At 71.4% G+C, this 25,451-nt stretch carries 23 protein-coding genes; 18 read left to right on the top strand and 5 right to left on the bottom strand.

The window, feature by feature from the left end; all coding sequences use genetic code 11:
* Nucleotides 1-124: 124 nt before the first annotated feature.
* Both AQJ54_RS26755 and AQJ54_RS26750 read left to right on the top strand, forming a co-directional pair.
* Entirely contained in the window at nucleotides 125-865 is a 741-nt protein-coding gene (locus tag AQJ54_RS26755) for a response regulator transcription factor (RefSeq protein WP_062241570.1), read from the top strand.
* Complete coding sequence (locus tag AQJ54_RS26750; protein ID WP_062241568.1) at nucleotides 862-2,304, top strand: sensor histidine kinase; 1,443 nt, start codon at nucleotides 862-864, stop codon at nucleotides 2,302-2,304. The genes AQJ54_RS26755 and AQJ54_RS26750 overlap by 4 nt, the downstream gene beginning before the upstream one ends.
* Nucleotides 2,305-2,356: 52 nt before the next feature.
* On the opposite strand, the gene AQJ54_RS26745 is transcribed toward AQJ54_RS26750, so the two are convergent.
* A complete protein-coding gene (locus tag AQJ54_RS26745; RefSeq protein WP_062241566.1) occupies nucleotides 2,357-2,944 on the bottom strand; it encodes a pyridoxamine 5'-phosphate oxidase family protein in 588 nt (195 codons plus the stop codon).
* A 121-nt stretch (nucleotides 2,945-3,065) separates the two neighbouring features.
* Nucleotides 3,066-3,959 (bottom strand): hypothetical protein, encoded by an 894-nt coding sequence (locus AQJ54_RS26740; protein ID WP_079070023.1) that lies wholly within the window; start codon nucleotides 3,957-3,959, stop codon nucleotides 3,066-3,068.
* A 196-nt stretch (nucleotides 3,960-4,155) separates the two neighbouring features.
* On the opposite strand from AQJ54_RS26740, the gene argH reads away from it, so the two are divergent.
* The 4 genes from argH to AQJ54_RS26720 all read left to right on the top strand — a co-directional run bounded on the left by argH (nucleotide 4,156) and on the right by AQJ54_RS26720 (nucleotide 8,880).
* The gene (argH, locus tag AQJ54_RS26735; RefSeq protein WP_062241563.1) at nucleotides 4,156-5,586 is read left to right on the top strand and encodes an argininosuccinate lyase; all 1,431 of its coding nucleotides are present in this window, start codon (nucleotides 4,156-4,158) and stop codon (nucleotides 5,584-5,586) included.
* Nucleotides 5,587-5,761: 175 nt separating this feature from the next.
* Nucleotides 5,762-6,733: an aldo/keto reductase gene (locus AQJ54_RS26730; RefSeq protein WP_062241562.1), complete on the top strand. Its 972-nt coding sequence runs from the start codon at nucleotides 5,762-5,764 to the stop codon at nucleotides 6,731-6,733.
* An 84-nt stretch (nucleotides 6,734-6,817) separates the two neighbouring features.
* The gene (locus AQJ54_RS26725; RefSeq protein ID WP_062241560.1) at nucleotides 6,818-7,366 is read left to right on the top strand and encodes a TetR/AcrR family transcriptional regulator; all 549 of its coding nucleotides are present in this window, start codon (nucleotides 6,818-6,820) and stop codon (nucleotides 7,364-7,366) included.
* Nucleotides 7,363-8,880, top strand: coding sequence for an MFS transporter (locus tag AQJ54_RS26720; RefSeq protein ID WP_062241558.1), 1,518 nt, complete (start codon nucleotides 7,363-7,365; stop codon nucleotides 8,878-8,880). The genes AQJ54_RS26725 and AQJ54_RS26720 overlap by 4 nt, the downstream gene beginning before the upstream one ends.
* A gap of 96 nt (nucleotides 8,881-8,976) precedes the next feature.
* Here AQJ54_RS26720 and AQJ54_RS26715 read toward each other — a convergent pair whose 3' ends face one another.
* A complete protein-coding gene (locus tag AQJ54_RS26715; RefSeq protein ID WP_062241556.1) occupies nucleotides 8,977-9,648 on the bottom strand; it encodes a lysophospholipid acyltransferase family protein in 672 nt (223 codons plus the stop codon).
* Nucleotides 9,649-10,019: 371 nt separating this feature from the next.
* Here AQJ54_RS26715 and AQJ54_RS26710 point away from each other — a divergent pair, with 371 nt between their 5' ends.
* The 3 genes from AQJ54_RS26710 to AQJ54_RS26700 all read left to right on the top strand — a co-directional run bounded on the left by AQJ54_RS26710 (nucleotide 10,020) and on the right by AQJ54_RS26700 (nucleotide 12,314).
* Nucleotides 10,020-11,189, top strand: coding sequence for a glycerophosphodiester phosphodiesterase (locus AQJ54_RS26710; protein ID WP_062241554.1), 1,170 nt, complete (start codon nucleotides 10,020-10,022; stop codon nucleotides 11,187-11,189).
* A gap of 75 nt (nucleotides 11,190-11,264) precedes the next feature.
* Nucleotides 11,265-11,771: a sigma-70 family RNA polymerase sigma factor gene (locus AQJ54_RS26705; protein WP_062241552.1), complete on the top strand. Its 507-nt coding sequence runs from the start codon at nucleotides 11,265-11,267 to the stop codon at nucleotides 11,769-11,771.
* Between the two features lie 45 nt (nucleotides 11,772-11,816).
* Nucleotides 11,817-12,314, top strand: a complete 498-nt coding sequence (locus AQJ54_RS26700; protein ID WP_020138022.1) for a GNAT family N-acetyltransferase — start codon at nucleotides 11,817-11,819, stop codon at nucleotides 12,312-12,314.
* An 88-nt stretch (nucleotides 12,315-12,402) separates the two neighbouring features.
* Here AQJ54_RS26700 and AQJ54_RS26695 read toward each other — a convergent pair whose 3' ends face one another.
* Together AQJ54_RS26695 and AQJ54_RS26690 are read right to left on the bottom strand one after the other, a co-directional pair.
* On the bottom strand, nucleotides 12,403-12,834 hold the full coding sequence (locus AQJ54_RS26695) for a hypothetical protein (protein ID WP_062241550.1): 432 nt from the start codon (nucleotides 12,832-12,834) through the stop codon (nucleotides 12,403-12,405).
* A complete protein-coding gene (locus tag AQJ54_RS26690) occupies nucleotides 12,815-13,174 on the bottom strand; it encodes a hypothetical protein (protein ID WP_030321366.1) in 360 nt (119 codons plus the stop codon). Before AQJ54_RS26690 ends, AQJ54_RS26695 begins: the two co-directional genes overlap by 20 nt.
* Before the next feature lie 69 nt (nucleotides 13,175-13,243).
* On the opposite strand from AQJ54_RS26690, the gene AQJ54_RS26685 reads away from it, so the two are divergent.
* The 9 genes from AQJ54_RS26685 (at nucleotide 13,244) to AQJ54_RS26645 (ending at nucleotide 25,441) form a co-directional block, all read left to right on the top strand.
* The gene (locus AQJ54_RS26685) at nucleotides 13,244-13,894 is read left to right on the top strand and encodes an HAD family hydrolase (RefSeq protein ID WP_062241548.1); all 651 of its coding nucleotides are present in this window, start codon (nucleotides 13,244-13,246) and stop codon (nucleotides 13,892-13,894) included.
* A gap of 321 nt (nucleotides 13,895-14,215) precedes the next feature.
* Entirely contained in the window at nucleotides 14,216-15,247 is a 1,032-nt protein-coding gene (locus AQJ54_RS26680) for a methionine ABC transporter ATP-binding protein (protein ID WP_062241546.1), read from the top strand.
* A complete protein-coding gene (locus AQJ54_RS26675; protein WP_062241543.1) occupies nucleotides 15,244-15,969 on the top strand; it encodes a methionine ABC transporter permease in 726 nt (241 codons plus the stop codon). Before AQJ54_RS26680 ends, AQJ54_RS26675 begins: the two co-directional genes overlap by 4 nt.
* Nucleotides 15,970-16,036: 67 nt before the next feature.
* Nucleotides 16,037-16,867 carry a MetQ/NlpA family ABC transporter substrate-binding protein gene (locus AQJ54_RS26670; RefSeq protein WP_062241541.1) on the top strand — a complete coding sequence of 277 codons (831 nt, stop codon included), beginning with the start codon at nucleotides 16,037-16,039 and terminating at the stop codon, nucleotides 16,865-16,867.
* Nucleotides 16,868-17,047: 180 nt separating this feature from the next.
* On the top strand, nucleotides 17,048-17,686 hold the full coding sequence (locus tag AQJ54_RS26665) for a GNAT family N-acetyltransferase (protein WP_062241539.1): 639 nt from the start codon (nucleotides 17,048-17,050) through the stop codon (nucleotides 17,684-17,686).
* Nucleotides 17,687-17,769: 83 nt separating this feature from the next.
* Nucleotides 17,770-18,981 carry a precorrin-6y C5,15-methyltransferase (decarboxylating) subunit CbiE gene (gene cbiE / locus AQJ54_RS26660; RefSeq protein ID WP_062241537.1) on the top strand — a complete coding sequence of 404 codons (1,212 nt, stop codon included), beginning with the start codon at nucleotides 17,770-17,772 and terminating at the stop codon, nucleotides 18,979-18,981.
* A gap of 366 nt (nucleotides 18,982-19,347) precedes the next feature.
* On the top strand, nucleotides 19,348-23,184 hold the full coding sequence (gene cobT / locus AQJ54_RS26655; protein ID WP_062241534.1) for a nicotinate-nucleotide--dimethylbenzimidazole phosphoribosyltransferase: 3,837 nt from the start codon (nucleotides 19,348-19,350) through the stop codon (nucleotides 23,182-23,184).
* Nucleotides 23,185-23,325: 141 nt separating this feature from the next.
* Nucleotides 23,326-24,558 (top strand): uroporphyrinogen-III C-methyltransferase, encoded by a 1,233-nt coding sequence (gene cobA, locus AQJ54_RS26650; RefSeq protein WP_062241532.1) that lies wholly within the window; start codon nucleotides 23,326-23,328, stop codon nucleotides 24,556-24,558.
* Between the two features lie 64 nt (nucleotides 24,559-24,622).
* Nucleotides 24,623-25,441: a TrmH family RNA methyltransferase gene (locus tag AQJ54_RS26645; protein ID WP_062028312.1), complete on the top strand. Its 819-nt coding sequence runs from the start codon at nucleotides 24,623-24,625 to the stop codon at nucleotides 25,439-25,441.
* The last annotated feature ends 10 nt before the right edge of the window (nucleotides 25,442-25,451 follow it).

Genomic DNA, 25,451 nt, shown 5'->3' with positions numbered 1-25,451 from the left:
GCACCACTGTGCGAGGACAACCTCTGAGGACCCTCTGAACGGGCACCCGCTGAGCCCACTCAGAGGAAACTCAGAGCATCCCGCGCTGTCCGACGCCTGCGCCGGGGGAGATCCTGGAAAGGCCATGAACACGACCCGCTCCGGCCGCCCCGCCCTCACCCGCCCCGACGGCACCCCGCTGCGCGTCCTCGTCGTCGACGACGACCCGGACCTCGCCGAGGTCCTCTCCGGCGCCCTGCGCTACGAGGGCTGGCAGATCCGCACGGCCGGGGACGGCGCCTCGGCGGTGGCCGCCGCCCGGGAACTGCTGCCCGACGCCGTGGTCCTGGACGTGATGCTCCCGGACACCGACGGCTTCGCCGTCCTGCGGGCCCTGCACACCGTGAAGGCGGACGTCTGCGTGCTCTTCCTGACCGCCCGGGACGCCGTCGAGGACCGCATCAAGGGCATCACCGCGGGCGGCGACGACTACGTCACCAAGCCGTTCAGCCTGGAGGAGGTGGTCGCCCGGCTGCGCGGACTGCTGCGCCGCGCGGGCATGGCCCGCCAGCTGGACGAGGGCCCGCGGCTGACCGTCGGCGACCTGGTCATGGACGAGGAGGCCCGCGAGGTCACCCGCGGCGGCGAGCTGATCGAACTGTCCCCGACCGAGTTCGAGCTGCTGCGCTTCCTCATGCGCAACCCGCGCCGGGTGCTCAGCAAGGCGCAGATCCTCGACCGGGTCTGGTCCTACGACTTCGGGGGCCGCGCCCACGTCGTCGAGCTGTACATCTCCTACCTGCGCAGAAAGGTGGACGCGGGCCGCGAGCCGATGATCCACACCGTGCGCGGGGCGGGCTACGTGCTCAAGCCGGTGGCGTCGTGAGGATCCCGTGGCCGCACACCCTGCGGGCCCGGCTCACCCTCGGCCTCGTGGTGCTGCTGGCGGTCAGCTGCGCCGCGGTCGGCGGCGCCGCGGTGCTCGGCCTGCGGGGCTTCCTCACCAGCCGCCTCGACGAGCAGCTGACCGAGGCCGGGAACAGGTTCGCGGTGAGCCTGGAGCACCGCGGGCAACCGGTGAAGGACGACCACGACGGTGACGAGCACGGCGACACCCGAAGGCAGGCCACCGGCACCTTCGGCGCCCGCCTCGTGGACGGCACCGTCACCAACGCGGCGGTGGTCCGCTCCACCGGCACCCTGAACGTCGGCCTCACCGCCGCCGACCGCGCCCGGCTCGCCGCGATCCCGGCCGACGGCCGGGGCCACAGCGTCGACCTCTCCGCGCTGGACGACTACCGCATGCTCGCCTCCCGCGGCCTGGACGGTGACGTCCTGGTCACCGGCCTGCCCCTGGAGCCCGTGGAGGCCACCGTCCACCGGCTCGTCCTGGTCGCCGGGATCGTCTTCGGCGCCGCCCTCACCGCCACCGGCGTCGCGGGCGCCCTGTGGGTGCGCTGGGCCCTGCGGCCGCTCAGCCGGGTCGCCGCGACCGCCACCCGGGTCAGCGAACTCCCGCTGGCCAGCGGGGAGGTGGCCCTGCCGCCCCGGGCCCCCGAGTCGGACCCGCGCAGCGAGGTGGGCCGGGTCGCGGGCGCCTTCAACCGCATGCTCGGCCATGTCGAGGACGCCCTGACCAAACGGCACGCCAGTGAGGAGCGGCTGCGCAGCTTCGCCGCCGACGCCAGCCACGAACTGCGCACCCCGGTCGCCTCGGTGCGCGGCCACGCCGAACTCGCCCTGCTGCACCCCGGCCCGGTGCCGCCCGAGGTCACCCGCGCCCTGGAACGCATCGCCGCCGAGTCCACCCGGATGGGCGCGATGGTCGACGACCTGCTCCTGCTGGCCCGCCTGGACGCGGGGCGCCCCCTGGAGTCCGCCCCTGTCGACCTGACCCGTCTGGTCCTCGACGCCCTCACGGACGCGCGGGCCACCGGTTCCGGGCATCGCTGGGAGCTGGACCTCCCCGAGGACCCGGTCACGGTGGCGGGCGACGAACACCGCCTCCACCAGGTCCTGGCCAACCTGCTGTCCAACGCCCGTCTGCACACCCCGGCGGGCACCAAGGTGACGGTGGCCCTGGAGACCGACGGCACCACGGCCACGCTGACGGTCCACGACGACGGCCCCGGCATCCCGGACGACATCCGGCCGGGCGTCTTCGAACGCTTCACCCGGGCCGACCGCAGCACCAAGGCCCCCACCGGCGGCGCGGGCCTCGGCCTGTCGATCGTGGCCGCGGTGGTGGAGGCGCACGGCGGAGAGGTGACCGTGGAGAGCGGGCCGGGATCGACGACGTTCACGGTCCGGCTCCGGACCGGGTGAATGTCAGACCGTGGAGGGTGGCAAGGGGTCAGACCCTGGAAAGCGGCAGGAGTCAGACCGTGGAAGGCGGCAACGGCAGCGGCAGCCCGGGGAGCCCGTCCAGGCTCGTGGCGATGTGCTCCTTCTTGGCGAAGTACGCGCTCAGCGAGTCGTCGTCCTCGCGTGCGAAGCGCTTGCCGTGCAGCTCGCGGTCGCCGTCGTACGACATGTAGGGCACCGCGTAACCGCAGGAGTCCCGGACCACCTCGGCCGTCACGACGACGATCGCCCGCAGGCCGTGCCGGGTCGGGTCGATGTCCGGGAAGCGGGAGAGCAGGTCCGCGAAGCGCGGGTCGTCCCGGAAGACGGGTTCACCGCGTCCGTGCACCCGCACGATGTTCGGCGGCCCCTGGAACGCGCACCACATCAGGGTGATCCGGCCGTTCTCCCGCAGATGCGCGATGGTCTCGGCGTTGGATCCGGCGAAGTCGAGGTAGGCCAGGGTGAGTTCGTCGAGGATCACGAAGGAGCCGCGCAGGCCCTTGGGGGAGAGGTTGACCGTGCCGTCGCCGGAGAGGGGGGCGGTCGCGGTGAAGAAGAGGGGCTGCGCCTCGATGAAGGTGCGCAGCCGGCCGTCTATGCGCTCATAGGTCTTTCCCATGTCTAAGCATTATGGGTGCAAACCTTTTGACTGTCTAAGGAATTCGGGCGTCCACTTGCGCGGACCTGCCCGTGGCCGCCCCGGCCGGCGCTCACACGGGGCGGCCACAGCGCCTGTCACGTCACTTGGTGAGCGTGCAGGCGGCCAGGGAGTCGAGGCCCTGGGGCTTCGCCGCGGTGCGGCCGATGGAGATGGCGATGCGGTCGATGGTCGACTTCCGCTTGTCGGCCAGCGGGCCGAGGATGGCGTTGTTGACGAAGTTGGGGCCGCCCTGTCCGACGGTGTCGACGAGGCGCTTGTTGGCCTCGTTGATCTGGGTCTGGAGCAGGGTCAGGTTGCGGGTGACCTCGGCCTGGGCGGTGGCCGGGATCGCGGGCAGCTTCGAGGCCACGTCCGGGCAGGAGATCGTGCCGACCGCGGCGTTGCCCCCGGCGTTGGCGTTGCCTCCCGCGTTGGCGTTCCCCTTGCCCGCGTTGCCGTTCGCGTTGCCGTTCCCCTTGCCGGCGTTGGCGTTGCCACCGGCGTTGGCGTTCGCGTTGCCGTTGTTGGCGCCCGCCGCGCCGGCGCCGTTCAGAGTGCAGGGCGCGAGCGCGTCCAGGCCCTGCGGCTTGGCCGCGGTACGGCCGATGGCCGTGGCGATGCGGTTGACCGTGGCCACGCGCTTGTCCTTGAGCGGGCCGAGGATGGCGTTGTTGACGAAGTTGGGGCCGCCCTGTCCGACGGTGTCGACGAGGCGCTTGTTGGCCTCGTTGATCTGGGTCTGGAGCAGGGTCAGGTTGCGGGCGACCTCGGCCTGGGCGGAGGCGGGGATCGCGGGCAGCTTCGAGGCCACGTCCGGGCAGGAGATGCTGCCGGGGGAGGCGAGGGTGCGGGCGGTGGTGGTGTTGCTGCCGCTCTTGGAGGTCTCCCCGGCGAGGGCGGTACCGGCGACGATCGCGCCGGTCAGTGCCACGGCGGCGGCGCCACCGATGATCGCCACGCGGCGCTGGTTGTACTTAGGAAGAGCCCTGGACATGCGGATGCCTCACTCGGGGTCGGGAGTGGTCTTCGTTGACAAACGCGGCGCCTGCGTTCGGCGTGAAGTACGGGCAAGCGGTTTCAGGCGTTCAAAGGGACCGCAAATTCTCCGCCCGCGATCCCGAATTGACGAATCATGCAGAGCTCTGCATAATCATGCATAACGTTGAGTGCAGCGGTGAGGAGCAACGCAAGTGAGCAGCAACAGCGGTGACGTCCGGCTCTGGGGCGGTCGTTTCGCCGACGGCCCCGCCGAGGCCCTGGCCAAGCTGTCCGCGTCCGTCCACTTCGACTGGCGGCTCGCGCCCTACGACATCGCCGGTTCGCGGGCCCACGCGCGCGTGCTGCACAAGGCGGGCCTGCTGAGCGAGGACGAGCTCCAGCGCATGCTCGCCGGACTCGACCAGCTGGAGGCCGACGTGGCCGACGGCTCCTTCGTGGGCACCATCGCCGACGAGGACTGCCACACCGCCCTGGAGCGGGGCCTGCTGGAGCGCGTCGGCCCCGACCTCGGCGGCAAGCTGCGCGCGGGCCGCTCCCGCAACGACCAGATCGCCACCCTCTTCCGCATGTACCTGCGGGACCACGCCCGGATCATCGGCGGCCTGATCGCCGAGCTCCAGGACGCGCTGATCGGCCTGGCGGAGGCCCACCCGGACGTGGCGATGCCCGGCCGTACCCACCTCCAGCACGCCCAGCCGGTGCTGTTCGCGCACCACGTCCTGGCCCACGTGCAGTCCCTGTCGCGGGACGCCGAGCGGCTGCGCCAGTGGGACGAGCGCACGGCGGTCTCGCCGTACGGCTCGGGAGCGCTCGCGGGCTCCTCCCTCGGCCTCGACCCGGAGGCGGTGGCGAAGGACCTCGGCTTCGAGCACGGCTCGGTCGGCAACTCCATCGACGGCACGGCCTCCCGTGACTTCGTCGCGGAGTTCGCCTTCATCACCGCGATGATCGGCGTCAACCTCTCCCGGATCGCCGAGGAGATCATCATCTGGAACACGAAGGAGTTCTCCTTCGTGACCCTGCACGACGCCTTCTCCACGGGCTCGTCGATCATGCCCCAGAAGAAGAACCCGGACATCGCGGAGCTGGCCCGGGGCAAGTCCGGCCGCATGATCGGCAACCTGACGGGCCTCATGGCCACGCTCAAGGCCCTGCCCCTCGCCTACAACCGCGACCTCCAGGAGGACAAGGAGCCCGTCTTCGACTCCTGCGACCAGCTTGAGGTCCTGCTCCCCGCCTTCACCGGCATGATGGCCACCCTCACGGTCAACCGGGAGCGCATGGAGGAACTGGCCCCGGCCGGCTTCTCCCTCGCCACCGACATCGCCGAGTGGCTGGTCAAGCAGGGCGTGCCCTTCCGGGTCGCCCACGAGGTCGCCGGCGAGTGCGTCAAGGCCGCCGAGGCCGAGGGCAAGGAACTGAACGACCTGACGGACGAGCAGTTCGCGAAGATCTCGGCCCACCTGACGCCCGAGGTCCGCACGGTACTGAACGTCCCCGGCGCCCTGGCCTCCCGCAACGGCAGGGGCGGCACGGCCCCGAGCGCGGTGGCGGTCCAGCTGGCGGAAGTGAAGACGAACGTGGCAGCGCAGCATGAATGGGTTCGGGCGAAGGGCCTTTAGGGGCGCGGGGCTGTATCGATGTGCGGCTCCGCCGCGTGGGCGCGACCAGCCACGCGCCTGGGTTTTTTTGGGGGCGCGGGGAACTGCGCGAGCAACCACGACGCTCCCGCAGCCGCCGAACCACCGAACAACCCACCCCGTGAGGCGAACGGGCATCCCGCGTTACGTTGGCGGCATGCCCTTCGCCAGACTCGCCACCGCCACAACCCCCACCTCCCACATCGGCCTGGGCCTCGCCGCAGTAGGCCGCCCCGGCTACATCAACCTGGGCCGAGACGAAGACCTGGGAGAGGACCGGAGCGTCGAGACGCTACGAGCCCGCACCCACGAACTCCTCGACGCCGCCTACTTCCAAGGCGTCCGCTACTTCGACGTGGCCCGCTCCTACGGCCGCAGCGAGGAGTTCCTCGCGACCTGGCTCCAGAACAACCCCGGCCGAAACGACGTGGTCATCGGCAGCAAGTGGGGCTACACCTACACCGCCAACTGGACCACCGACGCCGAGAAGCACGAGGTCAAGGACCACGGGGTCCGGACGTACGACCGTCAGCGCGCCGAGACCGCCGAACTCCTCGGCGACCACCTGGACCTCTACCAGATCCACTCGGTGACCCCGGACAGCCCGGCCCTGACCGACAAGGAACTGCACGCCAGGCTCGCGGAGGCGGCAGCCGAGGGCACCACCATCGGCTTCTCGACCAGCGGCCCGGCCCAGGCCGACGCGATCCGCGCCGCGCTGGAGGTGACGGTCGACGGCGAACCCCTCTTCCGTACGGTCCAGTCGACGTACAACGCCCTGGAGACCTCGGCCGCCCCCGCCCTCGCCGAGGCCCACGACGCCGGACTCACGGTGATCGTCAAGGAGGGCATGGCCAACGGCAGGCTCGCCGCACCCCACGCGCCGGACGCCCTGAAGGCCGTCGCCGAGGAGACGGCACTCGGCTGTGACGCGGTGGCCCTCGCACTGGTCCTCCGGCAGCCCTGGGCCGGAGTGGTCCTGTCCGGCGCGGCCACCACGAGCCAGCTCGCCTCCAACCTCCACGCCGCCGTGGTCGACCTGGACGACGAGCAGCTGGCCCGGCTCGCGCAGCTGGCGGAGGAGCCGCAGGCCTACTGGCAGCGGCGCGGGCAGCTGCCCTGGCACTGAGCGAAACGCGGCCTGGGCCGACGTGGATGAGACCTCCGTACCTCGCATGAGACAACAATGTCTCATGCGAGGTACTCTTGTCTCATGGCTGTCGATCGTGACCACGTGCTGCGCAGTGCCGCGGCCCTCCTGACCCGCAAATCCACCGCGACCATGGACGAGGTCGCGAAGGCCGCCGGGATCAGCCGGGCCACCCTGCACCGCCACTTCGCCGGACGCGAGGCCCTGGTGAAGGCGCTGGAGGAGCACGGCATCGCCGAGTGCGAGGCGGCCCTCGACGCGGCCCGCCTCGACGAGGGGCCCGCCGGCGAGGCCGTCCGCAGGCTCGTCCGCGAGATCGAGCCCGTCGCCGGACTGCTGGCCTTCCTCTACGGCGAGAACGAACTGTGGGAGGACGGCGGCGGCGACCCCTGGTCGCGGCTGGACCTCCGGATCGCCTCGGTGTTCGTGCGCGGCCAGCAGAGCGGCGAGTTCCGCATCGACCTCAGCCCGGTCTGGCTCACCGAGGCGCTCTACGGTCTGGTCGCCTCGTGCGCCTGGGCCACCCAGGCGGGCCGCGTCGCCCCCAAGGACTTCACCCACATGATCACCGAGCTGCTGCTCGGTGGCGCACTACGGAGAGAGGAATCATGACCAGCACCCTGCGGCCGGCGACCACGACCGAGGCGGTGCAGCGTCCGGGCCGTTGGCTCGCGCTGTCCGTCCTGGTGCTCGCCGTGCTGCTGGTGGCCGTCGACGCGACCGTCCTCGGTCTCGCGACCCCCTACATCAGCGAGGACCTGAAGCCCACCGGCACCCAGCTCCTGTGGATCGGTGACGTCTACTCCTTCGTCATCGCGGGCCTGCTCGTCTCGATGGGCAGCCTCGGCGACAGGATCGGCCGCAAGCGGATCCTGCTGCTCGGCGCGACGGCGTTCGGCGCGATGTCCGTCCTCAACGCCTATGCGACGACACCCGAGTTGATGATCCTGGCCCGGGCCCTGCTCGGCGTCGCCGGCGCGACCCTCATGCCCGCCACCCTGGCCCTGATCCGCAACATCTTCCACGACCCGCGCGAGCGCAGCCTCGCCGTCGGCATCTGGGGCGCGACCGCGTCCGCCGGTACGGCCGTCGGCCCCATCGTGGGCGGCTTCCTCCTCGAACACTTCTGGTGGGGCTCGGTCTTCCTGATCAACCTGCCGGTGATGGCGGTCCTGGTCCTCGTCGGCATCAAGCTGCTGCCGGAGTCCCGCAACCCGAACCCGGGCCCCTGGGACATGATCAGCGTCGTCCTGTCCCTGGTCGGCATGATCGCCGTCGTCTACGCGGTCAAGGAGGCCGCCTCCCACGGCGTCACCGGGGAGCCGATCGCCGCGGGTCTCCTGGGCGCGGCGGCCCTCTACGCCTTCGTGCGCCGCCAGTTGACCCTGCCGACCCCGCTCCTCGACATGCGGCTCTTCCGCAACCGCGGTTTCAGCGGTGCCGTGCTGGCCGACCTGCTGACCATCCTCGGCCTCTCCGGCCTGGTCTTCTTCCTCTCCCAGTACCTGCAACTGGTCCAGGAGAGGCCCCCGTTGGAGGCGGGTCTGGCCGAACTCCCGGCGGCGGTGGGGGCGGTGGCGGCCGGTCTGGTGGCCGGAGCGACGGCCCGCCGCTACTCGGTGCGCGCGGTGGTCTCGGGCGGTCTCGCGGCCATCGGCCTGGCCCTGGCATCCCTGACCGTGCTCGACGAGTCCACGGGCTACCCGGTCCTGGGCGCGGCCCTGCTGGTCGTGGGCGTGGGCGCGGGCTTCTCGTTCACGGTCACGGCCGACGTGATCCTGTCGAGCGTCCCGAAGGACCAGGCGGGCGCGGCCTCGGCGGTCTCGGAGACGGCGTACGAACTGGGCGCGGCCCTGGGCATCGCGGTCCTGGGCTCGATCGTGACGGGCGTGTACCGAGGCTTCACGGCCCCGCCGGGCACACCGACCGGGGCGCACGAGTCGCTGGGCGGCGCGGTGGAAGCGGCTTCGGGCATGCCGATGAACACGGCTCAGGACCTGCTGGCGTCAGCTCGGGGAGCTTTTGTGGACGGCCTCACCATCGCGGCGGGTGCAGGAGCAGCAGTCCTGCTCGCAACAGCGTTGGCGGCTTGGTTCATGCTGAAGAACCAACGGTTGGGCCTTTAGGGGCGCGGGGCTGTGTCGACTTGCGGCTCCGCCGCGCGGGCGCGACCAGCCCCCACGCACCCGCACCCGACAACGAACCGACCGACAACGAACCGACTACGCAGCCTTCGCCTTCGTCGCATACATGTCCACATACTCCTGCCCCGACAACTGCATGACCTCAGCCATCACGGAGTCCGTCACGGCCCGCAGCACATACCGGTCCCGGTCCATCCCGTCATAGCGGGAGAACTCCATCGCCTCACCGAACCGCACGGTGACCCGCCCGGGCCGCGGCATCCCCGAACCGCCCGGCTGCAACTTGTCCGTGCCGATCATCGCGAACGGCACGACGGGCGCGCCCGTCATCAGGGTCAGCCGGGCGATCCCGGTACGGCCCCGGTACAGCCGTCCGTCGGGCGACCGGGTCCCCTCGGGGTAGATGCCGAAGATCTTCCCCTCCTCCAGGATCCGCCGGCCCGTCATCAGCGCGGCCGCGCCGCCACGGCCACCGTCGCGGTCCACCGGGATCATGCCGACCCCGGTGAAGAACCAGGCCATGAGGCGGCCCTTGAGGGACTTGCCGGTGACGTACTCGTCCTTGCCGATGAAGAACACCTGCCGGTCGCACACCAGCGGAAGGATCATCGAGTCGATGAAGGTGAGGTGGTTGCCGGCGAGGATGACGGGACCGTCGCCCGGGATGTGCTCCGCGCCCTCCACCTGCGGGCGGAACATCAGGCGCATGATCGGTCCGAGCACTGCCTTGATGAGCACGAAGCGGGACAACGGGCCCTCCGATGTCAAGAGAACGGCCAAGGAAACTGTATGAGTCTGTGCAGGTGAGGACATTACTCGCGGCTCGGGGAATCGTGCACATCGAGCACCGCGGGTTCACCGAGGTCTTACGCGTTGTTGACGCTCGTTTACCTGCGGCGAGGCCGCGTTGCCTGCCGGAAACCCGGTCGGAACGATGTGACCGACGTCGCCCCGACGGACGCGTACCCCGGCTCCCCGCCCCGATGCCGACGAGTCGTCAGACATCTGTTCCCATGCGACATCCCACGTCACCCGCGTGTTCCGCCGCAGGTCTCCCGTCCGTCACGGACGCCGACCTACGATCGGCCCGCAGCGAAGAGGCGACGGAAGAAGGGGCCCACATGGGATCGCAGGACGCGCACACGGACGGCACCGGACGACGGGCACTTCTCGGAGCCGCGATGCTCGGCGCCGGGGGAGCGGTCCTGGGACTCTCGGGCACGGCGAGAGCCGCGACCGCGGGGTCCGCCGGGCACGGCAAGGGCGGCCTCGGGAGCCTGCCCGTGCCGACGGTCATCGGGCACCGGGGTGCCAGCGGCTACCGCCCCGAGCACACCTTCGGCTCCTACCAGCTCGCCCTCGACCTGGGCGCCGACATCGTCGAGGCCGGCGACCTCGTCCCGACCAGGGACGGCCACCTGGTCTGCCGTCACGAACCGGAGATCGGCGGCACCAGCGACGTCGCCGACCACAAGGAGTTCGCCGACCGCAGGACGACCAAGGTCCTCGACGGCGTCTCCGTCACCGGCTGGTTCACCGAGGACTTCACGCTCGCCGAACTGAAGACGCTCCGCGCGATCGAACGCATCCCGGCCAACCGCCCGCACAACACGCTCTACAACGGCCGCTGGGAGATCCCCACCTTCGAGGAAGTCCTCAAGTGGCAGGACGAGCAGACCCGCAAACGCGGCAAGCAGGTCTGGATCTACCCCGAGACCAAGCACCCCACCTACTTCCGCAAGCTCGGCCTGGGTCTCGAGGAGCGGGTCGCCAAGCTCCTCCACAAGCACGGCAAGGACCGGCGCAACTCGCCGGTCATCCTCCAGTCCTTCGAGCCCACCAGCATCCAGCGGCTGAACAAGCTCGTCGACAACCCCCTCGTCGTGCTGCTGTCCGCGGCGAACACCCGCCCCTTCGACTTCGTCGAGACCGGTGACCCGCGCACGGTCGCCGACCTGATCACCCCCAAGGGCCTCAGGGAGATCGCCGGCTACGCCCAGGGCATCGGCCCGACCCTGGATCTCGTGATCACGAAGAAGGCGGACGGCAGCCTCGACAAGGAGACCACCCTGGTCGCCGACGCCCACAAGGTCGGGCTGATCCTGCACCCCTACACCATGCGCAACGAGAACCCGTTCCTGCCGGCCGAGTACCGCAAGGGCACCGACGCGGACGCCTACGGAGACGCCTTCGGCGCCTTCCGGCGCTACTTCGCCACCGGCATCGACGGCGTCTTCACCGACAACCCGGACACCGGCGTCCTGGCCCGCCAGGACTTCGTCAACCGCTGAGCCTGCGGCCCCCGATGGGGGTGACTTACGGCCGCCCGGGCAACCCACGCCCCGGGCGGCCGTGTCGTACCGCATATGACGCACGACTTGGTCACCACCCTGCGCCCGCTGCTGACGGCCGAGGCATCCGCTGAGGCACATGCCACCGGTACGGAACCGGGCGACCTCGAGCAGGCGGTCTGGGTCCGCCTCCTGGAACACCTGGAGACCCAGGGCCCGCCTCTCGACCCGCCCGGCTGGCTCCGCCGGGCCGTCCGCTCCGAGTCCCGCCGCAGCCGTCGTACGACCCGTCTCGAACGGCCCTACGACACCGAGCCCGTGGCCGACGACGACCACACCCCCGAGCAGCTCACCCTCGCGGCGGCCCGCCGCAGGGCCGTCCATGACGCGGTCCGCCGGCTGCCCGGCCGCTGCCCCTCTCTGCTGGCCGCCCTCCTCTCCCCGAAGGACCTCACGTACCGCGAGATCGCGGGGGAGTTGGGTATCTCACAGGGCAGTCTCGGTCCGGAACGTTCCAGATGCCTGGGATGTCTTCGCAGATTGCTCACACCGGAGGTTGCGGCACGCCGGGGGCGGGGATAGGAGTGGGGGACAACAGGCGATCAGGTGAGCGGGAGGCGTGCGCACATGGGCATGAGCGTGACCATCTCTGCGGCGGCCGAGCAGGACGCGGAGCAGATCTTCAGGCTGCAGTACCTGTGCTTCCAGAGTGAGGCGGCGCTGTACGGCAACTACCGCATCGACCCGCTCGTCCAGACCCTGGACTCGGTCCGCGCGGAGGTGGCTTCGGACTGCGTCTTCGTGGCCCGCCTGGGCGACGAGGTGGTCGGCTCGGTCCGCGGCCGTGTCACCGAGGACGGCTCGGCCGCCATCGGCAAACTCTGCGTCCACCCCCGCCTCCAGGGCCACGGCATCGGTGCCCGTCTCCTGCGCGCGGCCGAGTCGGCCCTGGCCGAGCAGCGGGGCGCCACCAGCTTCCGCCTCCACACCGGCCACCGCAGCGAGGGCAACCTCCGCCTCTACCGCAAGGTCGGCTACCAGACGGTGGGCACGTCGGAGGGCGAGGACGGAGTCCCGATGATCGTCCTGGAGAAGCCCGCAGGAACATACGCGGCCACCGCATGATCTTTTAGGGGCGCGGGGCTGTGTCGATTTGCGGCTCCGCCGCGTGGGCGCGACCAGCCACAACGGACAGGGTGCCGCCCGACAAACCTCAGGCGGCATCCCCCTTGGGCGCACCCTTCCGCAACCAGTAGATGGCGGACAGCGGCAGCAGCACGGGGATGAACAGATACCCCATCCCGAAGTCCGACCACACGGTCGCATCAGGAAACGCGGACGGCTCGATCAACGTCCACGTGCCGACGGTCAGTACACCCACCAGCTCCGCGATGCAGCACGCGAGCGCCACCTTGCGAGCCGTCTCTCCGCCCCGCACCAGCGTGTACGTGATGAACCCGTACACGACACCTGCCACCGCGGACAGCGAATACGCCAGCGGCGCCCGGTCGAACTCGGTGGAGATCTGGTACGCCGACCTCGACACCGCTCCCACGACCATCACGCCGTACAGCCACACGAGAAGCGTCCCCGGCCCGCTGGCCAAGCGCCGTCGCCGACTCACCTCAGCCTCCCCAGATGTCATAGAGCCGCACCTCCAGAACGGCCAGCACCACCCCGCCGGCGGCAACCGTCACCGACCCCCACCGCGTCCGCTCCGCGAGCGACATGAACCCGGCCGCCGGCACACACGCGAACGCCCCCAGCAGATAGGCGACGAAGATCGTCGTACCCTGCTCCGGCTTCTCGCCCCGCGCGAGCTGCACGATCCCGATCACCAGCTGGACCAGCGCCAGCACCGACACCGCGGCCATCCCGATGAAATGCCAGTCCTTGGTCGGCTGGTCCCGGTACGCGGCCCAGCCGCACCAGGCGGCCAGCAGCAGCGCGGCAACGCCGGTCACCAGCGTCAGGGCATCAAACATGCGGCGAGCCTATTACGGCCCAAAAGACCTGATGCGGCCGCCCCCGCCCGGCACCGTAGGGTCGAAGCCATGAAGATCCATGCCGAAGCCCTTCTGTTCGACAACGACGGAACCCTCGTCTCCTCCCTCGAATCCGTCCACCGCTGCTGGACGCGCTGGGCCGAGGAGTTCGGCATCACCCCCGAGGCCTTCGCCCGGGTCGAACTGCACGGGCGCCCGGCCGTCGAGATAGCCGCCGAACTGCTTCCCGCCGACGTGGTGCCGCAGGCTCTGGCCCGGATCGAGCAGCTGGAGGTGGAGGACGTGCCGAACGGGGGTGTCCATCTGCTCCCCGGGACCAGGGACCTCCTCGACTCGCTGCCCGCGCACCGCTGGGCCGTCGTCACCTCCGCCACCCGACGACTCGCCGAGGCCCGTCTCGAAGCCGTCGGCATCCTCCCCAAGACGCTGATCGCCGCCGACGACGTCACCCGTGGCAAGCCCGACCCCGAGCCCTACCTGCTCGCCGCCAGGGAACTCGGCGTGGACCCGGCCCGCTGTGTCGTCTTCGAGGACGCCCCCGCCGGACTGCGGGCAGGGCGCGCCGCCGGAATGACCACCGTGGCGTTGACCACAACCCACGCGTCCCACGAACTGGACGCCGATCTCGTGGTCGAGGACCTGTCGGCCCTGTCCGCGCTGGTGACGTCCGGCGGAGTGGAGATCGCCCCGCGCCGCTGACCTGTCCGCCGCTGTCCAGCATGTGGACAGCGGCGCTTTGTCAGGACCGTACTTCTGCTTTACTGATCGCATGACCACGACGAGCTGCCGCACCCTTGCGACCGAGGCGACCCTGACGCCCGGTGCTCGTTGTATGTGTCGAATGCGCGCCTGTTAGAGGGCCCCCGCACCACCCCTGTGAGCCTCGCGCCCCGAAGCGAGCCGCCCCGGCACGTCCGTACGCCGTGAACATCCCGTACGTGACCCCTGTGCCCGCGCACGACTTCCTCCCGTACCAGGGCACACCCACGCCCTGCGGTACTCGACAGTGATGGAAACCCAGTGATCACGACATCAGGCCTCACGAAGGTCTACCGCTCGCGCGGCCGTGAGGTCACCGCCCTGGACGGCGTCGACCTCCATGTCCGCGAAGGCGAGGTGTACGGCGTCATCGGCCAGTCCGGCGCCGGCAAGTCCTCGCTCATCCGCTGCGTCAACCTGCTGGAGCGCCCCACCGCCGGCACCGTGACCGTCGCCGGACAGGACCTCACCGCCCTCGCCGGGCGCGGACCTCGGGCCGGCCGGGAACTGCGGCAGGCGCGCAGCCGGATCGGCATGGTCTTCCAGCACTTCAACCTGCTCTCCACCCGGACCGTCCAGGACAACGTCGAGCTGCCGCTCGAGATCCTCGGCACCTCCGGCAAGGAGCGTTCCCGCAAGGCACTCGAACTGCTGGACCTGGTCGGGCTCGCCGACAAGGCCAAGGCCTACCCCGCCCAGCTCTCCGGCGGCCAGAAGCAGCGCGTCGGCATCGCCCGCGCCCTCGCCGGCGACCCCAAGGTGCTGCTGTCCGACGAGGCGACCAGCGCGCTCGACCCGGAGACCACCCGCTCGATCCTCCAGCTGCTGCGCGACCTGAACCGGCAGCTCGGGCTCACCGTGCTGCTCATCACCCACGAGATGGACGTCGTGAAGTCGATCTGCGACTCGGCCGCCCTGATGGAGAACGGACGCATCGTCGAGTCCGGGACGGTGAGCGAACTGCTCGCCACCCCCGGCTCCGAACTCGCCTCCGCGCTCTTCCCCGTCGGCGGCGAGGCGACCGGCGAGGACCGTACCGTCCTCGACGTCACCTTCCAGGGCGAGGCGGCCACCCAGCCCGTCATCTCCCAGCTGTCCCGCACCTACAACATCGACATCTCGATCCTCGGCGCGGCCATCGACACCGTCGGCGGCCTCCAGGTCGGCCGGATGCGCATCGAACTGCCCGGCCGCTACGAGGACAACGTCGTACCGGTCGGCTTCCTGCGCGAAAAGGGCCTCCAGATCGACGTCGTCGGTGAGTCCCAGCTGGTGAAGGAAGGTGCCAAGTGACCTGGTCCGAGATGCAGCCCCTGCTGGAGCAGGCGTGTTGGGACACCCTCTACATGGTCGGCTGGTCCACGGTCATCGCCGTCGTGGGCGGCCTTCCGCTCGGTGTGCTCCTCGTCCTCACCGACCGGGGCGGACTCCTCCAGAACGTCGTCGCGAACAAGGTCATCGGGCAGGTCGTGAACGTCGCCCGCTCGATGCCCTTCATCATCCTGATGGTCGCGCTCATGGGCTTCACCCGCTCGATCACCGGCACGACCATCGGCCGCGAGGCCGCGATCGTGCCGCTCGCCATCGGCGCCATCCCGTTCTTCGCGCGCCTCGTCGAGACGGCGGTCCGCGAAGTGGACGGCGGACTGGTCGAGGCCGTGCAGTCGATGGGCGGCAACACCTGGACCATCGTCCGCAAGGTCCTCGTCCCGGAGGCGCTGCCCTCGCTGATCGCCAGCACCACCACCACGATCGTCGCGCTGATCGGCTACTCCGCGATGGCCGGCACGGTCGGCGCCGGCGGCCTCGGCGACATCGCCATCCGCTACGGCTACCAGCGTTTCGAGACCCAGCTCATGTGGATCACGGTCGCGATCCTCGCCGTCGTCATCTCGCTCATCCAGTTCGCCGGCGACTACGCGGCCCGCTCGCTGCACCGCCGCGGCGGACGCTCCGGACCGGCGCCCAAGCTGCGGCTGTTGAAGGCGGCCACGGCGGACACCAAGACCGTCTGAGCCACCCCCTGTTCGTCCCGTGCACCCCATCACGGGATCGCTGTACCCAAAAGGAAAGGCACTTTTCGTGCGTAACACCGTAAAGTTCACCACTGCCGCGCTCGCCGCCGGAGCCCTCACCCTCGGGCTCAGCGCCTGCGGTTCGTCCGACTCTGGCTCCGCCTCGGACACCAGCGGCCCCCTCGTCGTCGCCGCGAGCCCCACCCCGCACGCCGAGATCCTGAACTACGTCAAGGAGAACCTGGCGAAGAAGGCGGGCCTCGACCTGGAGGTCAAGGAGTTCACGGACTACGTGACCCCCAACACGGCCACCGAGGACGGCTCGGTCGACGCCAACTACTTCCAGAACCAGCCGTACCTCGACGACTTCAACAAGAAGCGCGGCACCCACATCGCGCCCGTCGTCACGGTCCACCTGGAGCCGCTCGGCCTCTACTCCCACAAGGTCAAGAGCGCCGACGCCCTCAAGAGCGGCGCCACGATCGCCGTCCCGAACGACAGCGTGAACGAGGCCCGTGCCCTCAAGCTGCTCGCCGCGAACGGCCTGATCACCCTCAAGGACGGCGTGGGCAACGAGGCGACCCCCTCCGACATCACCAAGAACCCGAAGAACCTCAAGTTCAAGGAGCTGGAGGCGGCCCAGACCCCGCGCTCCCTCGACGACGTGGACGCCGCGGTCGTCAACGGCAACTACGCCATCGAGGCCGACCTCAAGCCCGCCAAGGACGCCCTGGTCCTGGAGTCCGCGAAGAACAACCCCTACGGCAACTTCCTCGCGGTGAAGGAGGGCAACCAGGACGACCCGCGCGTGAAGAAGCTCGCCAAGCTGCTCACCTCGCCCGAGGTCAAGAAGTTCATCCAGGACAAGTACGCCGGTTCGGTCATCGCGTCCTTCTGACCGCCGCAGGGCCGCCCGGCGCGTATACGACGTATCGCCACGCACGGGGTCCACTCGCTCACCATGTGTGGACCCCGTGATGCGGTGCGGTGCTTTCATGCTGCATGCTGGGCAGTTCAGCAGGCACTGAGGCAGGCACTGAGGCAAGCCCTGAGGTTCCCCACGGTTACGGAGCGGCGCATGACAGGCACCTTCCCCAACATCTCCATCAGCACGGAGCGGTTGGTGCTGCGCCCCCTCGACGAGGACGACGTGCCCGCGCTGGCCGAGATGATGAACGACGAGCAGGTCGGGGCCTGGACCGACGTCCCGCAGCCCTACTCCGAGGAGCAGGCGCGCGGCTGGATCACCCGGTACGCGCCCTCCGAACGGGAGTCCGGCCGCGGACTCGACCTCGCCGTCACCGAGTTCCTCACCCAGCGCCTGGTCGGCATCGTCCAGCTCGCCAAGACCGACTGGCACGTCCGCTCCACCGAGCTGTCGTACATCATCGCCCCCTGGGCCCGCGGCGAGGGCTACGCCTCCGAGGCGGCGCTGGCCACCGCCCAGTGGCTGTTCACCGACCAGAAGTTCGAGCGCATCGAGCTGCGCACGGCGGCCGACAACACCGCCTCCCAGCAGGTCGCCCAGAAGATCGGCTGTATCAGCGAGGGCGTCCTGCGCGGCGCCTGCATAGCGCACGTCCGCGCCGAGGACGGCACCTGGAGCGACGTCCGCACCGACTTCATCGTGTGGAGCCTGCTGCCCGAGGACCTCGACGGCGCGGGCGAGCAGTTGGCCGACGCGGACGGCTTCACGCCCTACTCGGACTGGAACTGACCGAGTTCGGCGAAAGCGCTTCCCCGTCCGACGGGGTAACCTCCCGACGAACCACTGCGCATATTCCTGGAGACTGAGACACGATGGCCGACCGGGTCACGGTGATCGGCTGGGACGGCTCGCCGCTGACCGCCGCGGCACGCTCCGCCCTCGGCGCGGCCACCCTCGTGGCGGGCGCCGCCCACCACCTGGCACTTCCCGAGGTGCCGCCCACCGCCGAACGCATCCGTCTCGGCAGCGTCGCCCTCGCGGCCCGCCGCATCACCGGCCACCGCGGCACCGCGGTCGTGCTCGCCGACGGCGACCCCGGCTTCTTCGGCGTCGTACGGACCCTGCGCGCACCCGAGTTCGGCCTGGAGGTCGAGGTCGTCCCCGGTGTCTCCTCGGTCGCCGCCGCCTTCGCCCGCGCCGGGATGCCCTGGGACGACGCCCAGGTGGTCGTCGCCCACCGCCGCACCCTGCGACGCGCGGTGAACGTGTGCCGCGCCCACACCAAGGTCGCCGTCCTCACCTCACCCGGAGCCGGCCCCGCCGAGCTCGGCCTGCTGATGGAGGGCGTCCACCGCACCTTCGTCATCTGCGAGGAGCTCGGCACCGACCGCGAACAGGTCACCGTCGTCACCTCCGACAAGGCCGCCGACCACACCTGGCGCGACCCGAACATCGTCATCGTCATCGGCGGCACCGCCCCCGTGACGCCGGACGGCGGCTGGATCGCCGGCCGTGACCCGGCCGCCGCACCGCGCGGCTGGACGCTGCCCGCCGAGTCCTACGGCGGCCTCATGGGCGAAGGCGAACTGGAACCGCTCCGCGCGGCCCAACTCACCCGGCTCGGACCGCGCGTCGGCGACCTGGTGTGGGACATCGGCTGCGGCAGCGGCGCCTTCGCCACCGAGGCCGCCCGGGCCGGGGCCGCCGTCATCGCCGTCGACCGCGACCTCAGGGCCTGCGAACGCACCGAGGCCAACGCCCGGGCCTTCGGACTCCAGGTCCAGATCGTCGCCGGCACCGCCCCGCACGTCCTGGAGAACCTCCCCGAACCGGACGTAGTCCGCGTCGGCGGCGGGGGAGTGGCCGTGGTCTCCGCGGTCGCCGACCGCCGACCGCAGCGGATCGTCGCCCACGCGGCCACCCGCGACGAGGCCGAACTCGTCGGCCGGGACCTCACCGAACACGGCTACCGCGTCGAGTGCGCCCTCCTCCAGTCCGTCGAACTCGACACCAGGGCCTGGACGGAGACGGAGCGGAGCGTCGCGTTCCTGCTCAGCGGGGTCCTTCCGGACCGTACGGTCTGACCCGGTTCGCCGTCCCCGTGATCCTGTTGTCGTACTGCGCGCGGTAGGCTGGCCGACCGTTGTACCGCAGCAAGCTGCCCGGCATTCGTTCGTCAATGTCCGGAAAGCGCGCCCGTTTTGGGGTGGGTGCGGTACGGCACAACCGGAGGACGCGCAACGTGGCGCAGTCCACAGCGGGTCGTCGCGGATCAAGCTGTCGCGACGGGGGAACGGCCGGGACAATGCCAGTTAATGGCTTTGTCGTCTTTCTCGGCGGGCCGTTCGTGCCGCTGGGCACGCACGCTCGTTCTTCACTGCGGGGGCGGTCGGTGCGCCGTCCCCGGTGAGCTGGTCGTAGAAGCACTAACCGATGGGCGAGGGGTACGCATGACCGACACCGGCCAGGTTCCGGGCGAGGGACTGCCGGAGAACGCAGGCATGGTGGAACAGCCGGGCGTCCCGGGTGCGTACACCTACCTCTCCGAGACCCCCGCCGAGGACGAAGACCTGTTGCTGCTGCCGGGCGCCCAGAGCCCCTGGGGCAACGAGGTCGCCCCGCCCGCGCCGGAGCCGGTCGTCGAGACCCTCCACGAACCGGGACCGCACGAGATGGCCGGCCGCGACAGCGGGGCGCACGACCTCAGCGCCGTCCGCACCCCCCAGCCGCAGGCGCCCAAGGTGCCGATCCCGCCCATCACCCCCCGTCGGCCGCTGCACCTCGGCCCGCCGATCCCCGACTCCTCCGCGAGCCCGGTCCGTTCCCTCGCCGACCGCGGCCCCGCCGGCGCGCCGGTACGGCAGCCGGTCACGGCCGGTCCCGAGTACTTCGACGCCCCCCAGCCGCAGGGCGCGGTCCCGTGGGGCGCGCCGACCGCCGTCCAGACGCCGGTGAGCGCGGTGGCCCCGGCTGCCGAAACGGTTATTCCGGCGCCGGCTCCTGTCGCGGAGCCGGTGGGTGCGGCGCAGGCGGCCGTGGCCCGGCTGACGTCCGAGGCGGGCGCCGTCGGGTACGCGCCCCAGGAGCAGGCTCCCGTGGCCGTTCCGGAGGCCGCGCACGAGGCGGCCCCCGAGCCGCTGCCGGGCCCGGAGACGGGCGCGGTGGCCGACCTCGGCCCGGACGGGGAGCAGGCCGTGAGCGCCGAGGCGGCTCCGGTCGTGGCCGAGGAGTCGGACCCGGGGCAGCTGCCGGGTGACGGCGATCTGCCCGAGGCGGTTCCGGCGGTGGAGGGCGATGCCGCCGACGCCGGGCAGGCGCCCGGGGATCAGGACGTCCCCGGCACCGACCTGGCCGCGGTCGACGGACCCGTGCCCGCGCAGGAGCAGGTCCCGGGTGCCGAGCCGGTGGTCGAGGGTGCGGAGGTGGGCGAGGCCGCGCAGGTGGGCGAGGTCGCCGAACCCGCACCCGAGCTCCCGTCCGTCGCGGTGGACGGGGAGACCGCGGCGGCGGAGCCGGAGGCGGCCCCGCAGGCTGCCGCACCGGAGTCCGAGGCTGCCCCGGTGGCCGAGGCTGCTCCGGCGGTCGACGCCCTGCCGGAGGCCGCCGTTGCCGCGGAGGCCGCCGAGGCCGCCGTTGCCGCGGAGGCTGTCGAGGTGCCGGAAGAGGTCGGCGCCGCCGAGGAAGCCGACGCTGTCGCGGAAGCCGTCGTTCCGGAAGCGGCTGCTGTGGAGGAGCCGACTGTTCCTCCGGTCGCCGAGATCGCCCACGAAGTGACCGCGGCCACGGAAGCGGACGTCGTCCAGGAAGCGGCCCCGGAAATGCCCCAGGCCCAGGCCCCGGAAGCCGACGCCCCCCAGGAGCCCGTAACCGCCCCGCTCGCTGAGGAAGCCCTCACCGCACCCGAGGCGACCGCGCCGGAATCCTCGCTCGCTGCCGAGGACGTCGAAGACACGGCACCCGCAACCACCCCGGCCGTCTCCGAGACCGTCCCCCTCCCGGACCCCACGGAGACCGAGCCCACCGCTCAGCCGACGGAGCCCGCGGCACCCGTCGAGGCCGCTCCTCCCGCCGAGGAACCGTCCTTCGCGGAGGCACTGCCCGAGCCGCTCCCCCAGCCCGCTCACGCAAGCCACTATGACGCCCCGGAGCCGACCGTGGTCCCGGAAAGCGCCCCGCAGGGCCCGCAGCCCGCCGCCCAGCCGCTCCTGGCCGATGTCGCCGACGCGCAGGGTCAGTTCGCGGTGCCCGGCAGCGCGGAGACCCCCGGAGTGCTGCCCAGCGCGGTGCCCATGGAGCCCCACCCGGGCCAGCCGCTCGGCGAGTTCGTGGCGGTGGACGGTTCGGTGCCCACCACCCCGCACCTCGCGCCGACCCCGCCCCACCCCCTGACGCTCCCCGAGGAGCAGGCCGTGGTCCCGGGCCCGCGGGAGGCGGACGGCGACGCCGGACTCGTACAGCAGGCGGACGACCTGGACACCAGGGCGGCCGATCAGGAGGACCAGGAAGCACCGGAAGTGAGCACGGCCCCCGTGGCAGAAGCACGCCAGTCCACGGGTCCCGCCGCGCCCGCCTACGACGACGCCGAGCGCGAGGCCGTGCTCAAGGTCATGCGGGAGCGCCGGGACATCCGCAACGGCTTCCGCAGCGACCCGATCCCGCACGAGGTGCTGCTCCGCGTCCTGGAGGCCGCCCACACCGCGCCCTCCGTGGGCCACTCGCAGCCCTGGGACTTCGTCGTCATCCGCTCCGCCGAGACGCGCGGCGCGATGCACGAACTGGCCCAGCGCCAGCGCGACGCGTACGCCAGGTCGCTGCCCAAGGGCCGGGCCAAGCAGTTCAAGGAACTGAAGATCGAGGCGATCCTCGACACCCCGGTGAACATCGTCGTCACCGCCGACCCCACCCGCGGCGGCCGCCACACCCTCGGCCGGCACACCCAGCCGCAGATGGCCCCGTACTCCGCCGCCCTCGCCGTCGAGAACCTCTGGCTCGCCGCTCGCGCCGAGGGCCTCGGGGTCGGCTGGGTCAGCTTCTTCGACGAGCGCGAGATGGTCCGTGCCCTCGGCCTGCCGGAGCACCTGGAGGTCATCGCCTACCTGTGCGTCGGGTACGTCGACGAGTTCCCGGACGAGCCCGAGCTGATGCAGGCCGGCTGGTCCAAGCGCCGCCCGCTGTCCTGGGTCGTGCACGAGGAGACGTACGGCCGCCGCGCCCTGCCCGGTGAGGAGCCGCACGACCTGCTGGGCGAGACCGTCGCGCAGATCCGCCCGCTGGACGCCAAGGCGCTCGGCGAGGCCTGGGAACGGCAGAAGCGGATGACCAAGCCGGCCGGCGCCCTCGGCATGCTGGAGATCATCTCGGCGCAGCTGTCCGGGCTCTCCCGGCAGTGCCCGCCGCCGATCCCGGAGCCCGCGGCCGTCGCGATCTTCGCCGGCGACCACGGTGTGCACGCCCAGGGCGTCACCCCCTGGCCGCAGGAGGTGACGGCCCAGATGGTCGCCAACTTCCTCGGCGGCGGCGCGGTCTGCAACGCCTTCGCCGGCCAGGTGGGCGCCGAGGTCTGTGTCGTGGACGTCGGTGTCGCGGCCGAACTCCCGGCCACGCCCGGTCTGTTGCCCCGCAAGATCCGGGCCGGCACGTCCGACATGACCACCGGCCCCGCGATGACCCGCGAGGAGGCCAAGCAGGCCATCGAGGTGGGCATCGAGACGGCCCGCGACCTGGTCGCCGCCGGCAACAAGGCCCTGCTCACCGGTGAGATGGGCATCGCGAACACCACCGCGTCCGCCGCCCTGATCTCCGTCTTCACCGGCACCGACCCCGCCGAGGTCACCGGCCGCGGCACCGGCATCAACGACGAGACGCTGGCCCGCAAGACCGAGGTCGTGCGGCGCGCGATCGAGGTCCACCAGCCGGACCCCGCCGACCCGATCGGCGTCCTCGCGGCCATCGGCGGCTTCGAGCACGCGGCGATGGTCGGCCTGCTGCTCGGCGGCGCCTCGCTTCGCACCCCGGTCATCCTCGACGGCGTCAGCGCCGGCGCCGCCGCCCTGGTCGCCCGTGCCATCGCCCCGGAGGTCCTCGCGGCCTGCATCGCGGGCCACCGCAGCGCGGAACCCGGTCATGTCGCCGCCCTGAACAAGCTCGGCCTGCGCCCTCTGGTCGACCTCGACCTGCGCCTCGGCGAGGGCACGGGCGCGCTCCTGGCCCTGCCGCTGGTCCAGAGCACGGCCCGGGCCATGCACGAGGTGGCGACGTTCGACTCGGCGGGGGTCACCGAGAAGTAGCTCCGGAACCGGGGTGGGGTACGCGTCACTGCGTGCACCCCACCCCGGCCGTACGCTGAACCCACCTCTTAAAATCCGCACGTCAGGGCTGCTCCAGCGCCGTAGCACCCATCGCCTTGCCAGGACGAGGAGCCGCACCTCATGGCCGAACACCCCGCCTACCCCGTAGGCCTCCGCCTCACCGGCCGCAAGGTCGTCGTCCTCGGCGGCGGCCAGGTGGCCCAGCGCCGCCTCCCGGCCCTGATGGCGGCCGGCGCGGACGTCCTCCTCGTGTCCCCGGCGGCGACCCCCTCCGTGGAGGCGATGGCGGACACGGGCGAGATCACCTGGGAACGACGGCCGTACCGGGAAGGCGACCTGGAGGACGCCTGGTACGCCCTGATCGCCACCAGCGACCCCGAGGCGAACGCCCGTGCCTCCGCAGAGGGGGAGCGGCACCGCGTCTGGTGCGTCCGTTCCGACGACGCCGACGCCGCCACCGCCTGGACCCCGGCGACCGGCCACAGCGAGGGCGTCACGGTCGCCGTGCTCACCACGAACGCCAAGGGCCGCGACCCCCGGCACACCGCGGCCGTCCGGGACGCCGTGGTCGAGGGCCTGCGCGACGGCACCCTCGTCGCCCCCCACTACCGCACCCGCACCCCGGGCGTCGCCCTCGTCGGCGGCGGGCCCGGCGACCCGGACCTCATCACGGTCCGCGGCCGCCGCCTCCTCGCCGAGGCCGACGTCGTGATCGCCGACCGGCTCGGCCCCCGGGACCTCCTCGCCGAACTCCCCCCGCACGTCGAGGTGATCGACGCGGCGAAGATCCCCTACGGCCGTTTCATGGCCCAGGAGGCCATCAACAACGCCCTGATCGAGCACGCCAAGCAGGGCAGGTCGGTCGTACGGCTCAAGGGCGGCGACCCCTATGTCTTCGGCCGGGGCATGGAGGAGTTGCACGCCCTCGCCGAGGCCGGCATCCCCTGCACCGTCGTGCCCGGCATCTCCAGCTCGATCTCGGTCCCGGGCGCGGCCGGCATCCCGGTCACCCACCGCGGGGTCGCCCACGAGTTCACCGTGGTCAGCGGCCATGTCGCCCCCGACGACGAGCGCTCCCTGATCGACTGGCCCGCGCTCGCCCGGCTCACCGGCACCCTGGTGATCCTGATGGGCGTCGACAAGATCGGCCGTATCGCCGAGACCCTGATGGCCCACGGCAAGTCGCCCGAGACCCCGGTCGCGCTGGTTCAGGAGGGCACGACGGCCGCCCAGCGCCGGGTCGACGCGACCCTGGCGACGGTCGCCGAGGTGGTCGTCGCCGAGGACGTGAAGCCCCCGGCCGTCATCGTGGTGGGCGAGGTCGTCGCCGTAGGGCCGAAGCCGTTGGCGTAACCCGGGGTAACACAACTCGTTCCCAGCCGTTGGCACCGCTCCCAGGACAAGGCAGTATCACCCTGTGGCCGATCTCATCACCGTCGAGGACCCCGACGACCCGCGCCTCCACGACTACACGGGCCTGACCGACGTGGAACTGCGCCGCAAACGCGAACCCGCCGAGGGCCTGTTCATCGCCGAAGGCGAGAAGGTCATCCGCCGGGCCAAGGACGCGGGCTACGAGATGCGCTCCATGCTGCTCTCCGCCAAGTGGGTCGACGTCATGCGGGACGTCATCGACGAACTGCCCGCCCCCGTCTACGCCGTGAGTCCCGAACTCGCCGAACAGGTCACCGGCTACCACGTGCACCGCGGCGCGCTCGCCTCCATGCAGCGCAAACCCCTGCCCACGGCGGCCGAACTGCTCCAGACCGCCCGCCGCGTGGTGGTCATGGAGTCGGTCAACGACCACACCAACATCGGTGCGATCTTCCGCTCGGCGGCGGCCCTCGGCATGGACGCGGTCCTGCTCTCGCCGGACTGCGCCGACCCGCTGTACCGCCGTAGCGTCAAGGTCTCCATGGGCGCGGTCTTCTCCGTGCCCTACGCCCGTCTCGACACCTGGCCCAAGGGCCTGGACTCGGTCCGCGAGGCCGGCTTCACCCTCCTCGCCCTCACCCCGGACGCCAAGGCGAAGACCCTCGACGAGGCCGCCCCGCACAAGATGGACCGGGTCGCCCTGATGCTCGGCGCCGAGGGCGACGGCCTCACCACCCAGGCCCTGGTCGCCGCCGACGAATGGGTCCGCATCCCGATGGCCCACGGAGTCGACTCCCTCAACGTGGGCGCGGCGGCGGCCGTCGCCTTCTACGCGGTGGCCACGGGACGGCCGCAGGCCTGACCAGGGCCGC

This window comes from Streptomyces griseorubiginosus, assembly GCF_001514195.1.
Lineage (GTDB): Bacteria > Actinomycetota > Actinomycetes > Streptomycetales > Streptomycetaceae > Streptomyces > Streptomyces griseorubiginosus.
The sequence above is the reverse complement of the archived record's forward strand: the minus strand, read 5'-3'. Positions and strand labels throughout refer to the sequence as shown.